11 protein-coding genes are annotated in these 12,632 nt (G+C 63.0%); 9 read left to right on the forward strand and 2 right to left on the reverse strand.

All coding sequences use genetic code 11. The annotated features are described in order from the left end of the window. Positions 1 to 182: 182 nt before the first annotated feature. The 4 genes from F6S12_RS02595 to F6S12_RS02610 are packed head-to-tail and all read left to right on the forward strand — an operon-like array spanning position 183 to position 4,568. On the forward strand, positions 183 to 653 hold the full coding sequence (locus tag F6S12_RS02595) for a (2Fe-2S)-binding protein (RefSeq protein ID WP_011060107.1): 471 nt from the start codon (positions 183 to 185) through the stop codon (positions 651 to 653). Continuing rightward, on the forward strand, positions 650 to 2,965 hold the full coding sequence (locus F6S12_RS02600; RefSeq protein WP_072451642.1) for a xanthine dehydrogenase family protein molybdopterin-binding subunit: 2,316 nt from the start codon (positions 650 to 652) through the stop codon (positions 2,963 to 2,965). The genes F6S12_RS02595 and F6S12_RS02600 overlap by 4 nt, the downstream gene beginning before the upstream one ends. Next, positions 2,965 to 3,960: an XdhC family protein gene (locus F6S12_RS02605; protein WP_161466654.1), complete on the forward strand. Its 996-nt coding sequence runs from the start codon at positions 2,965 to 2,967 to the stop codon at positions 3,958 to 3,960. Before F6S12_RS02600 ends, F6S12_RS02605 begins: the two co-directional genes overlap by 1 nt. Beyond that, a complete protein-coding gene (locus tag F6S12_RS02610; protein WP_152686049.1) occupies positions 3,957 to 4,568 on the forward strand; it encodes an NTP transferase domain-containing protein in 612 nt (203 codons plus the stop codon). Before F6S12_RS02605 ends, F6S12_RS02610 begins: the two co-directional genes overlap by 4 nt. A 50-nt stretch (positions 4,569 to 4,618) precedes the next feature. Here F6S12_RS02610 and rne read toward each other — a convergent pair whose 3' ends face one another. Next, complete coding sequence (gene rne / locus F6S12_RS02615; protein ID WP_315868694.1) at positions 4,619 to 7,837, reverse strand: ribonuclease E; 3,219 nt, start codon at positions 7,835 to 7,837, stop codon at positions 4,619 to 4,621. Positions 7,838 to 8,551: 714 nt separating this feature from the next. Between rne and rluC the strand changes: the two genes are divergently transcribed. From rluC to sppA, 3 genes are read left to right on the forward strand one after another with little or no spacing between them, the layout of a single operon-like run. Then, positions 8,552 to 9,508, forward strand: coding sequence for a 23S rRNA pseudouridine(955/2504/2580) synthase RluC (gene rluC / locus F6S12_RS02620; protein WP_011060111.1), 957 nt, complete (start codon positions 8,552 to 8,554; stop codon positions 9,506 to 9,508). Beyond that, a complete protein-coding gene (locus tag F6S12_RS02625; RefSeq protein ID WP_047284721.1) occupies positions 9,498 to 10,160 on the forward strand; it encodes an HAD-IA family hydrolase in 663 nt (220 codons plus the stop codon). The genes rluC and F6S12_RS02625 overlap by 11 nt, the downstream gene beginning before the upstream one ends. A gap of 21 nt (positions 10,161 to 10,181) precedes the next feature. Continuing rightward, on the forward strand, positions 10,182 to 11,171 hold the full coding sequence (gene sppA, locus F6S12_RS02630) for a signal peptide peptidase SppA (protein WP_011060113.1): 990 nt from the start codon (positions 10,182 to 10,184) through the stop codon (positions 11,169 to 11,171). Between the two features lie 53 nt (positions 11,172 to 11,224). Here the strand turns inward: sppA and F6S12_RS02635 are convergent, their stop codons facing one another. Then, positions 11,225 to 11,803 carry a Maf family protein gene (locus F6S12_RS02635; protein WP_053157011.1) on the reverse strand — a complete coding sequence of 193 codons (579 nt, stop codon included), beginning with the start codon at positions 11,801 to 11,803 and terminating at the stop codon, positions 11,225 to 11,227. Between the two features lie 105 nt (positions 11,804 to 11,908). On the opposite strand from F6S12_RS02635, the gene F6S12_RS02640 reads away from it, so the two are divergent. Together F6S12_RS02640 and rpmF are read left to right on the forward strand one after the other, a co-directional pair. Further along, positions 11,909 to 12,436, forward strand: coding sequence for a YceD family protein (locus F6S12_RS02640; protein WP_011060115.1), 528 nt, complete (start codon positions 11,909 to 11,911; stop codon positions 12,434 to 12,436). 13 nt (positions 12,437 to 12,449) lie between these two features. Further along, entirely contained in the window at positions 12,450 to 12,632 is a 183-nt protein-coding gene (gene rpmF / locus F6S12_RS02645) for a 50S ribosomal protein L32 (protein WP_003179396.1), read from the forward strand.

A 12,632-nucleotide genomic window follows, 5' to 3' on the forward strand; every position in this document is an offset into this window, starting at 1 on the left:
TTTTTGTTAATTGCGGCTTAACTTAGCAGGCTAAGAATCAGCTTTTTGCTGTTCCCAAAGGCCCGGTGAAGCCTGTCTTCACAAGAGAGCCCGATTAGCCTGAGCCGATCTGCGTGCACCGTAGCGGCGGTACTGCACGGCGGATGACTCGACCCCATCACTCAGAAAATGCGGGCGTGCCCATGATTACCCTGAAGCTCAACGGTCAAGATCATCAACTGGACGTCACCGAGGACATGCCGCTGCTGTGGGCTATCCGCGACGTGGCGGGCTACAACGGCACCAAGTTCGGCTGCGGCATGGGCCTGTGCGGCGCCTGTACGATTCATATCGACGGCGACCCGGCGCGCAGTTGCATCACGCCGATAGGCTCGGTGCAGGGCAAGAACGTCAGCACCATCGACAACCTGCATACCGACCCGGTAGGGCAGGTGGTGCAGCAGGCCTGGCTGGATACGGCGGTGGCCCAGTGCGGTTACTGCCAGGGCGGGCAGATCATGTCGGCCACTGCCTTGCTCAAGGTCCACCCCAACCCCAGCGACGAGCAGATCGAAGAGGCGATGCTCGGCAATATCTGCCGCTGCGGTACTTACAACCGGATCAAGACCGCGATCCGACAGGCTTCCAGCCATCTGCAGGAGGCCAAGGCATGAACCGCCTACCGCAGGATTTTGCCCTGAGCAACCTCAGCCGCCGGGGCTTTCTCAAAGGTGTGGGGGCCACCGGGGCCCTGGTGCTGGCTGCGAGCTGGGGCTGGCAGGAGGCCTTTGCCGAGGACAAGAAATTCGGTGCCGACGGCATGCCCCACGGCTGGGTCGATGACCCCAAGGTCTACGTGAGCATTGCCAGCGACGGCAGCGTCACGGTGATCTGCAATCGCTCGGAGATGGGCCAGGGCGTGCGCACCAGCCTGAGCATGGTGGTGGCCGACGAACTGGACGCCGACTGGGCGCAGGTCAAGGTGCGCCAGGCACCGGGTGACGAGGTGCGTTTCGGCAACCAGGACACCGACGGCTCGCGCAGCATGCGTCATTGGTACGAGCCCATGCGCCGCTGTGGCGCGGCTGCGCGGACCATGCTGGAACAGGCCGCCGCTGCGCAGTGGCAGGTGCCATTGGCGCAGTGTCGGGCGCAGTTGCACAAGGTGGTTCACCAGCCCACCGGGCGTGAGCTGGGCTATGGCGCCCTGGCCGCTGCGGCAGGCGCCCTGGCGGTGCCTGCCCGGGATAGCCTGCGCCTGAAGCAGCCCGGGGAGTTCCGCTACATCGGCAAGGAGGCCACCCGGGCCATCGATGGCCAGGACATCGTCAACGGCCGTGCGGTGTACGGCGCCGATGTGCATTTCGACGGCATGCTGTTCGCGGCGGTGGCGCGGCCCCGGGTGTATGGCGGCAAGGTCAAGTCGGTGGATGACAGCGCAGCCTTGAAGGTACCGGGGGTGATCAAGGTCGTGCCCATCGACAGCCGCCCCTTGCCTTCGGAGTTCCAGCCCCTGGGCGGCGTGGCTGTGGTGGCGAGCAACACCTGGGCGGCGATCAAGGGCCGCGATGCCTTGAGGATCGAGTGGGAGGATGGTGCCAACGCTGGCTACGACTCCATCCAATACCGCAAGCAACTGGAGGCGGCGGCGCGGCAACCGGGCAAGGTGGTGCGCAGTACCGGCAACCTGGATGAGGCCCTGAAGGGCGCCGAGAGCAGCCTGGAGGCCAGCTATTACCTGCCGCACCTGGCCCAGGCGCCGATGGAGCCGATGGTGGCCGTGGCGCGATTCCAGGACGGTCGCTGCGAGGCGTGGGCACCGAGCCAGGCGCCACAGGTGACCCGCGAGCGAATCGCCGAACGCCTGGGGATCGGCTTCGAGCAGGTCACGGTGAACGTCACGCTGCTGGGCGGCGGCTTCGGGCGCAAGTCCAAGCCCGACTTCATCCTGGAGGCGGCGATCCTGGCCAAGGCCTTTCCCGGTAAGGCGGTGCGGGTGCAGTGGACCCGCGAGGACGATATCCACAACTCCTACTTCCATACCGTGTCGGCGGAATACCTCAAGGCCGGGCTGAACAAGGACGGCCTGCCGGCGGCCTGGCTGCACCGCACCGTGGCGCCGAGCATCACCGCGCTGTTCGCCCCGGGGATGAATCACGAAGGCGCCTTCGAGCTGGGCATGGGCTTTACCAACATGGCCTACGCGATTCCCAACGTGCGCCTGGAAAACCCCGAGGCCGCGGCCCATACCCGGGTCGGCTGGTACCGTTCGGTGTCGAACATTCCCCATGGCTTCGCGATCCAGAGTTTTGTCGACGAACTGGCCCACAAGGCCGGCCAGGATCCGCTGCAGTACCAGCTCAAGCTGCTGGGGCCGGATCGTCAGATCGACCCCCGAACCCTGAGCGAAGAGTGGAACTACGGCGAATCCCCCGAGCGCTACCCCATTGATACCGGGCGCCTGCGCACGGTGCTGGAAACCGCGGCCAAGGCGGCCGGCTGGGGGCGCTCGCTGCCCAAGGGGCGCGGTCTGGGGCTGGCCGTGCACTACAGCTTCGTGACCTATGTGGCGGCGGTGATCGAGGTGGAAGTGAAGGACGATGGCACGCTGATCGTGCATCAGGCCGATATCGCCGTGGATTGCGGCCCGCAGATCAACCCCGAGCGTATCCGCTCGCAATTCGAAGGGGCTTGCGTCATGGGCCTGGGCAATGCGGTGCTGGGGGAGATCAGCTTCAAGGAGGGCAAGGTCCAGCAGGACAATTTCCATATGTACGAAGTGGCGCGCATGTCCCTGGCGCCGAAACAGGTGCAGGTGCACCTGGTGACGCCGCCGGGGGACGTGCCCCTGGGCGGGGTGGGAGAGCCCGGTGTGCCGCCGATTGCGCCGGCCCTGTGCAACGCGATCTTCGCCGCCACCGGCAAGCGCATACGCAACCTGCCGGTGCGCTACCAGTTGCAGGGCTGGCAGCAGGCGAGCGCCTGATGGACAGCGTCGACCTGAATGTCCTGCGCAGTGTCCTGGAATGGCGGCGCGCCGGGCGCGGCGTGCTGCTGTACAGCGTGGTGCAGACCTGGGGCAGCGCGCCGCGGCCACCCGGCGCCATGCTGGCCTTGCGCGACGACGGGGTGGTGATCGGCTCGGTGTCCGGAGGCTGTATCGAGGATGACCTGATCAGCCGCCAGGGCGATGGGCGCCTGTCTCGCCACGGGCCGCCGGTGCAACTGGTGACCTACGGCGTGACCCTGGAGGAAGCGGCGCGATTCGGCCTGCCCTGTGGCGGCACCTTGTGCCTCACCGAAGAGCGGGTTGGCGACCCGGCCTGGGTCGCCGAATTGCTCCAGCGCTGCGAGGCACACCAGATCGTGGCCCGGGAGCTGAACCTGGGCACCGGCCAGGTGCTGCTCAAGACGGCGAACCGCGGCGATGAATTGGCGTTTGACGGGGTCACCCTGCGGGCGATCTACGGACCGCGCTGGCGCTTGCTGCTGATCGGCGCCGGGCAGTTGTCGCGCTATGTGGCGCAGATGGCCCGCTTGCTGGATTTCGAAGTGCTGATCTGCGATCCGCGCCAGGAGTTCGTGCATGGCTGGGAGGGGCAGGATGGACGTTTTGTCGCCGGGATGCCCGACGATGCGGTGCTGAGCATCGAGCCCGACGAGCGCACGGCGGTGGTGGCCCTGACCCATGATCCGCGCCTGGATGACATGGCGCTGCTGACGGCGCTCGACTCCCGGGCATTTTACGTCGGCGCCCTGGGTTCCCGGGCCAACAGCCAGAAACGCCGGGACAATCTGGCGCTGCTGGGTCTTTCGGCGCAGGCCATCGAGCGCTTGCACGGGCCGGTCGGATTGCCCATCGGCAGCCATACGCCGGCGGAGATTGCCTTGTCGTTGCTGGCCGAAATCGTCGCGCTGAAAAATGGCGTCGAACCGCTGCAGAAGAAGCTCCCGGTGCGAGTGGCGGAGACGGTGAGGTGAGCCGCAAGCCTTGCGCGATCATCCTGGCGGCGGGGCAGGGCAGGCGTTTTCGCCAGGTGGCCGGCGCCGGGCAGGACAAGCTGTTGGCGCCCTGCCGCGGGCGTGACGGGGTGCAGCGGCCGGTGCTGGAGCAGGTGCTGGTGAGCCTGCCGGTGGACGTTGCCCAGCGAGTACTGGTGACCACGGCGGATCGACCCCAGGTGGCGGATCTGGCGCGTGCCTACGGTTGTCAGGTACTGGTGCTGGACTCCGTGGGCATGGGGCATAGCCTGGCTGCGGCAGTGGCTGCCTGCGCCGATGCTCATGGCTGGATGGTCTGGCTGGGGGACATGCCCTTTATCCTGCCCGCCACCGCCAGTCGGGTGATGGAGGCAATGACCGAGGAGGGCATCAGCGTGCCGCGGCTGGGGGATGAGTTGGGTCATCCGGTGGGCTTTGGCCGGTCTTATGGCGCAGCGTTGCAGGGCCTGTCTGGTGATCGGGGAGCCCGGCCGCTGTTCGCTTCGGGGCGGGTGGTGGAAGTTTCGGTGACGGATCCGGGGGTGACCTGGGATGTGGACGTTCCGCAGGCGTTGCTGTTTCCGGATTGTCAGGTGCTCCAGGTATAAAAAAGCCCCGCCCGGTTACCCGGGCGGGGCTTTTTCATGGGCTGCTGGAATCAGACGAGAGGTTTAGGCTCGTGCTGTTCTTCCTCGGCATGCGCAGCGTGCTCGACAGCGCGCGGTGCTTGCTCGGCCACAGGGGCCGCTTCTTCCACTGCAGGTTCGGCCACTGGTGCCGGTGCAGTCTCTTCGGCTGGCGCAGGGGCGGCCTCGACCACCTCTGGCGCTTCTACCGGAGCAGGCTCGGCGGTCACCACGGCTTCAGCCGGAGCAGCAGCGGCAGCCAGCTCGGCTTCCTTCTGCAGGCGCTCGGCTTCACGCTTGCGGCGACGCACTTCGCGTGGGTCGTTCGGTGCACGGCCATTGCTGGTCAGGGTGCTGACCGGCGCGGCTTCAGCTTCGACAGCGGGTGCGGGCTCTTCGGCCACCACCGGTGCTGCAACCGGAGCCGGCTCTTCAACCTGGGCAGGCTGCTGGGCCGCTACAGGCTCTTCAACCACCACTGCTAGCTCGGCAACCGGGGCTGGCGCAGGGGCTTCCTGAACCGGCTCGATGGCCTTTTCTTCAACCACTGGCGCCTGGGCTACAGGTTCTGCTGCCGGTTGTTCGGCAACCACAGGCTGGGCTTCGACAACCACGGCCGGTTCGGCAGCCACTTCAACCTGAGCCTGCACTTCAGCCACTGGAGCCACTTCCACTGCAGGAACCACTGGGGCTTCTACCGGCGTGGTGGCTTCAACCACTGGGGCTTCCGGAGCCTTGTCTTCTACAGCGGCAGTCGCACGTTCGGCTTGCTGGTGAGCTTCGGCTTCAGCGTTGGCGCTGATGGCGGTGCTGGCAACCGCGGCAGTTACCGCAAGGCCGGCAGCCAGATCGGCGCTGCTTGGCTCTTCGGCGTTTTCTTCCGAGCCTTCGATCACATTGCCGTTGGCATCACGTTGACGCTCGCGACGGTTGCTGCGACGACGCTGGCCGCGGGAGCGACGACGTGGGCGTTCGCCTTCGGCGTTGTCCTGGCCGTCTTCCTGCAGTTGCTCTTCGTTCGGCAGCGCTTCTTCTTCGCTGGCGGCAGCGGCTTGAGCCTGTTCGGCACGTGGTTGGCGCTCTTCACGTGGCGCACGTGGCTGGCGCTCTTCGCGAGGCTGGCGCGCCGGACGTTCTTCGGCAACAACGGCGGCGGTAGCAGCGGCTGCAGCTGGAGCGGCGTCCAGAGGCTCACGCAGTTCACGCACGCGTTCTTCACGCTCGCCACGTGGCTTGCGCTCTTCACGCGGGGCGCGTGGCTGGCGTTCTTCGCGCGGTGCACGGGGTGCGCGTTCTTCGCGGGCTACCGCTTGAACTTCTTCACGGGCTTCGCGAACTTCGCGTGGCTGACGCTCTTCCCGTGGTGCGCGTTCTTCTCGCGGAGCACGTTCTTCGCGCGGCTTGCGCTCTTCATCGCGGCGACCGTTACGGTTGCGGCTCTGCTGGCGGCCATTGCGACGCTGTTCTTCGTTGCTGCGAGCAGGGCGCTCGGTCACTGGCTTCTCGACCACGACCGGTGCGGCTGGCTCTTCCTTGGTAGCGAACAGGCTGACCAGGGACTTCACCAGGCCTTTGAACAGGCTTGGTTCGGCCACTGGAGCCGGTGCAGCTACAGGGGCAGCGACGACTTCGGTCGGAACCGGAGCATTGGCGCGGGCCGGGGCAGTCTTCACTGCCGCTTCCTGGCGAACCAGGGTGCGGGTGGCGGCGGTTGGCTGGACTTCTTCGGCTTCGGCGGCGGCCGCTGCGATTTCGTAGCTGGACTGGTTGGTGTTGGCTTCCGGGCTGTCATCACGCAGGCGCTGAACTTCGAAGTGTGGCGTTTCGAGGTGATCGTTCGGCAGGATGACGATGCGGGCGCGGGTGCGCAGTTCGATCTTGGTGATCGAGTTGCGTTTTTCGTTGAGCAGGAAAGCGGCGACCGGAATCGGCACTTGGGCGCGCACTTCGGCGGTGCGGTCTTTCAGGGCTTCTTCTTCGATCAGGCGCAGGATCGCCAGGGACAGCGACTCGACGTCACGGATGATGCCGGTGCCGTTGCAGCGCGGGCAGACGATGCCGCTGCTTTCGCCCAGGGATGGACGCAGGCGCTGACGGGACATTTCCAGCAGGCCGAAGCGCGAGATGCGGCCGATCTGCACGCGGGCGCGGTCGGCTTCCAGGCATTCGCGGACTTTTTCTTCCACGGCACGCTGGTTCTTGGCCGGGGTCATGTCGATGAAGTCGATGACGATCAGGCCGCCGATGTCACGCAGGCGCAGTTGGCGAGCGATTTCTTCCGCTGCTTCCAGGTTGGTCTGCAGGGCGGTTTCTTCGATGTCGCTGCCTTTGGTGGCGCGGGCCGAGTTGATGTCGATGGACACCAGGGCTTCGGTCGGATCGATGACGATGGAGCCGCCGGAAGGCAGTTCGACCACGCGCTGGAAAGCGGTCTCGATCTGGCTTTCGATCTGGAAACGGTTGAACAGCGGCACGCTGTCTTCGTACAGCTTGATCTTGCTGGCGTACTGCGGCATCACCTGGCGGATGAAGGTCAGGGCTTCGTCCTGGGCTTCAACGCTGTCGATCAGCACTTCGCCGATGTCCTGGCGCAGGTAGTCGCGGATCGCACGGATGATCACGTTGCTTTCCTGGTAGATCAGGAATGGCGCGGAACGATCCAGGGACGCTTCCTTGATGGCGGTCCAGAGTTGCAGCAGGTAGTCGAGGTCCCACTGCATCTCTTCGCTGCTGCGGCCCAGGCCGGCAGTGCGCACGATCAGGCCCATGTCGGCTGGTGCCACCAGGCCGTTCAGCGCTTCACGCAGTTCGTTGCGCTCTTCGCCTTCGATGCGGCGGGAGATACCGCCGGCACGCGGGTTGTTCGGCATCAGTACCAGGTAACGGCCGGCGAGGCTGATGAAGGTGGTCAGGGCGGCGCCCTTGTTGCCACGCTCTTCTTTCTCGACCTGGACGATGACTTCCTGGCCTTCGCTCAGGACGTCCTTGATGTTGACGCGGCCTTCGGGGGCTTTCTTGAAGTATTCGCGGGAGATTTCTTTGAGGGGCAGGAAGCCGTGGCGCTCAGAGCCGAAATCGACAAAGGCAGCCTCGAGGCTTGGTTCGATGCGAGTGATGCGGCCTTTATAGATGTTGGCCTTTTTCTGCTCGCGGGCTCCGGACTCGATGTCCAGGTCGTAGAGGCGCTGGCCGTCTACCAGAGCAACACGCAACTCTTCGGGTTGAGTTGCGTTAATCAGCATTCTTTTCATGTAGTACCGTCGGTTTCCGGGCTGCCGGAAACGGCGTTCGGCACACACGACTTCTCACGGTCGGTGTCAGGTGCGTCAGGAGTGGTTGACCACTCGAGTGTCTAGCGAGGTTCGTCCGGGTAACTAAGAACGAAGTCGCGACTTACGCGTCCTGCTTGCTGTGGTGACTAAGGCACCGCTTAAGCAAAAGTCTGTCAGGAGGAGGAATCAACCGGCGACTGTGGACGAGATGAAGCGTCTTGATAAAGCCTAATGCTACACAGTCCGACGGTTGTGCATCTCCACCCTACACGTATCCCTGATAATTCGGGTGCTGCCGCGCGCAGAATCCGCAGCGGGTTGGCATTTACCGTGAACTCCGAAAGGGGAGGTCACGCATCATGGCTAAAGGCGTTGTTTCCGCAACTTTCGCTCGGGATCGTTTGTCGCTGACTGCACTTTGTGAACTGGCCGTTAATCGCTGCGTAAAAGGCGAGTAGTCACTCTGCTTTCTACGGGCTTCAGGCCTCATGTCACCTGCGCTTGTTACAACGCCGAACTCTTCCGTTAGATAGTGAAAACTGCGTAGGACGGCCTTGCGTCCTTATGAATTGCGTTGGTCAGGGCCGGCTGTTTGCCGCTGTTCCTCTGCCCAGCCGCTTTTGGCGGCGTTCGCGACTATAGCAGCAATCATTAAGTGCTTCAAATCCATAAAAAATTGTTATCATTCGCGCCATGACGACTACTGCCCCCTCGACTCCAGGCGTTCAATTGCTTGAGGTCTCGCCGGAATATGCCGGCCAACGTATTGATAACTTCCTTCTCGCCCGGCTCAAAGGCGTGCCCAAGACCTTGATTTACCGTATTTTGCGTAAAGGCGAAGTGCGAGTGAACAAGGGGCGGATCAAGCCCGAGTACAAGCTGCAAGCGGGTGATGTGGTGCGCGTGCCTCCCGTGCGGGTGCCCGAGCGCGACGAGCCGGTGCCGCTGGCTCAAGGGTTGCTGCAGCGCCTGGAAGCCTCGATCGTCTTCGAAGACAAGGCCCTGATTGTGATCAACAAGCCTGCCGGGATTGCCGTGCATGGCGGCAGCGGCTTGAATTTCGGGGTGATCGAAGCCTTTCGTCAGTTGCGCCCGGACGCCAAGGAGCTGGAGCTGGTGCATCGCCTCGATCGGGACACCTCCGGCCTGCTGATGATCGCGAAAAAACGCAGCATGCTGCGTCATCTGCATGCCGCGCTGCGGGGCGATGGGGTGGACAAGCGCTACATGGCGCTGGTCCGTGGCCATTGGGCCACGGCGGTGAAGCAGGTGCGTGCGCCGCTGCTCAAGAGCAACCTGCGCTCCGGCGAGCGCATGGTGGAGGTCAACGAAGAGGGCAAGGAGGCCTTGACCGTGTTCAAGGTGCTGCGCCGCTTCGGTGATTTCGCCACCATGGTCGAGGCCAAGCCGGTGACCGGGCGTACTCACCAGATTCGTGTGCACACCCTGCATGCCGGGCACTGCATTGCCGGTGACAGCAAGTACGGCGATGACGATTTCACTCGCGAGATCCGTGAGCTGGGCGGCAAGCGCCTGTTTCTCCATGCCTATATGTTGACGGTGCCGCTGCCCGATGGCGGCGAGCTGAAATTGCAGGCCCCGGTGGATGAGATGTGGGCCAAGACCGTGGAGCGCCTGAGTGCACCCTGATTACAAACTGCTGATCTTCGACTGGGACGGCACTCTGGCCGATTCCATTGGTCGGATTGTCGAGTCGATGCACGCATCTGCTGATCGTTCCGGCTTTCCTCGCCGCGATGACTACGCCGTCAAGGGCATTATCGGTCTGGGATTGCCAGAGGCGATTCGCACACTGTATCCGGAAATAGATGATGGGCAGTTGGTAGCCTTTCGTCAGCATTATGCGGATCACTACATTGCCCTCGAGGCCGAGCCTTCGCCTCTGTTTGCTGGTGTGGTGCAGTCTCTCGACGCCTTTCGGGATGAGGGATATCAGCTGGCTGTCGCCACCGGCAAGGCCCGGCGAGGGCTGGATCGAGTGTTGAAGGCCCATGGTTGGGAAGGGTATTTCGATATCACCCGGGCGGCCGACGAAACCGCCAGCAAGCCTCATCCGTTGATGCTGGAGGAAATCCTTGCTCATTGCGGGGTTGGGCCGCGGCAGGCTTTGATGGTTGGCGATTCGTCCTTTGATCTGTTGATGGCGCGCAATGCCGGAATGGATTCGGTGGCCGTGAGCTACGGTGCTCAGTCCATCGAGGCCTTGCAGGCATTCGAGCCGCGCTTGTCCATCGACCGTTTTCCTCAATTGCACGCCTGGCTGAGCCAGGGTGCCGATTAAGTTTTTGCTGGGGTAGCAGGCATGACCGACGAATGGAAGGCGCCGAGCAAGGCGGGCGCTGAAGGTGGTGATGATAAAAGCTGGAAACTGCTGGAGAAGACGCTGTTGGCCAGTGTCCAGGAACAGCGTCGCTCGCGGCGCTGGGGCATTTTCTTCAAGCTGTTGACCTTTGTTTATCTGTTCGCGGCGCTGGCGTTGTTCACGCCGCTGATGACCATGGAAAAGAATGCCACTCGTGGCGGTAGCTACACCGCGGTGATCGATGTCACGGGGGTGATTGCCGACAAGGAATCGGCCAGTGCTGACAATATTGTCGGCAGCCTGCGTACTGCGTTCGATGATCCCAAGGTCAAGGGTATTGTGCTGCGTATCAACAGCCCTGGCGGCAGCCCGGTGCAGTCCGGCTACGTCTATGACGAGATCCGTCGTCTGCGGGCTTTGCACAAGGACACCAAGGTCTACGCGGTGATCTCGGATCTCGGGGCGTCGGGTGCTTACTACATCGCCAGCGCTGCTGACGAGATTTATGCCGACAAGGCGAGCCTGGTGGGTTCCATTGGTGTGACGGCGGCCGGCTACGGCTTTGTCGGTACCATGGAGAAGCTGGGGGTTGAGCGTCGCACCTATACCTCGGGCGAGCACAAGTCGTTCCTGGATCCGTTCCAGCCGCAAAAGCCTGAAGAGACCCAGTTCTGGCAGGGCGTGCTGGACACCACTCATCGCCAGTTCATTGCCAGCGTCAAGCAGGGCCGTGGCGATCGCCTGAAGGACAAGGAGCATCCGGAGCTGTTCTCCGGCCTGGTGTGGTCGGGCGAGCAGGCGCTGCAATTGGGGTTGATCGATGGCCTGGGCAATACCAGTTCGGTGGCGCGGGATGTGATTGGCGAGAAAGAGGTGGTGGACTTTACCGTCCAGGAATCGCCATTTGATCGCTTCTCGAAGAAGCTCGGTGCCAGCGTGGCAGAGCAGATTGCCATGTGGATGGGCTTTCAGGGCCCAACCTTGCGCTGATCGGGTGTTGCTCAATAAAAAGCCGGCTTGAGTGCCGGCTTTTTTATGGCGGCTCAGGGTGTCTCTACGCCCTCGGTCAGCAGCATGTCCACGAGGCGGATCAGTGGCAGGCCTATAAGGCTGGTGGCGTCGCTGCCGGCGGTGCTCTGGAACAGGCTGACCCCCAGGCCTTCGGCCTTGAAGCTGCCGGCGCAATCATAGGGCTGTTCGGCGTGCAGGTAGCGTTCGATGCGGGTGCTGTCCAGGGTGCGCATGTTGACCGTGAACGGGACGCAGTCGACCTGGCAGTGGCCGGTCTGGCTGTTGAGCAGGGCCAGGCCGGTGAGGAAGGTCACACTGGCGCCGCTGGCGTCCAGCAGTTGCTGGCGGGCTTTTTCGAAGGTATGGGGTTTGCCGATGATGCGCTCGCCGAGCACCGCGACCTGGTCGGAACCGATGATCAGGTGTGCTGGATGGCTGCTTGCCAGGGCGCGGGCCTTTTCCTCGGCCAGGCGTTTCACCAGGGCCGTGGCAGGCTCTCCGGGACGATGGCTTTCGTCGATGTCAGGAGAGCTGCAGGTGAAGGGCAGGCGCAGGCGGGACAGCAATTCCCGGCGGTAGGCCGAGCTTGAGGCGAGTAATAAAGGCAGCATGTGCGTCTCCTGAGGCAGGCCGGGAATTCTAGCGAGGCTTGCAAGTGACGGACAGGGCTGAATTTCCTTTGACATGGCCTGGGGCATCCCTATAATGCTGCGCCTATGTTGAATGACCCGATTCCACCTCACGTTGACCCGCGCAAATTGGCTGACCGTGGCACCACCCTTCAAGGTGAACTGCTGCTGGCCGATTTGGAGAGACTCTGCGACCCGCTTTCCGACAATGTCGGTACGGTGCAGGCTAAATTCGTTTTCGAGCGTGACGAGCGTAAAGCTGTAGTTATCCACAGCTCCATCGACGTCGAAGTCAAAATGGTTTGCCAGCGTTGTCTTGAGCTGGTCACCCTGCCGATCCACAGTGAGTGCAGTTACGCTGTGGTGAAGGAGGGTGCGAATACCCAGTCGTTGCCGAAAGGTTATGACGTGCTGGAACTGGGCGAAGATCCTTTGGATCTGCAGGCGTTGGTCGAGGAAGAGCTTTTGCTTGCCTTGCCAATCGTGCCTGCTCATCATCCGGAAGAATGCCAGCAGCCGGCGGGGCTCGATGAGCCCGAACCGAGCGAGGACGAGGTAACGCGGTCCAACCCGTTCAGTGTATTGGCGCAGTTAAAGCGTGACCCAAACGTTTAGGAGTTAATCAATTATGGCTGTTCAGCAGAACAAAAAATCCCGCTCTGCCCGTGACATGCGTCGTTCCCACGATGCTCTCGAGGCTAGCACCCTGTCCGTAGAAAAGACCACCGGTGAAGTTCACCTGCGTCACCACGTATCGCCAGAAGGCGTATACCGTGGTCGTAAAGTGATCGACAAGGGCGCTGACGAGTAA

Source organism: Pseudomonas sp. JV245A (genome assembly GCF_032424515.1).
Lineage (GTDB): Bacteria > Pseudomonadota > Gammaproteobacteria > Pseudomonadales > Pseudomonadaceae > Aquipseudomonas > Aquipseudomonas protegens.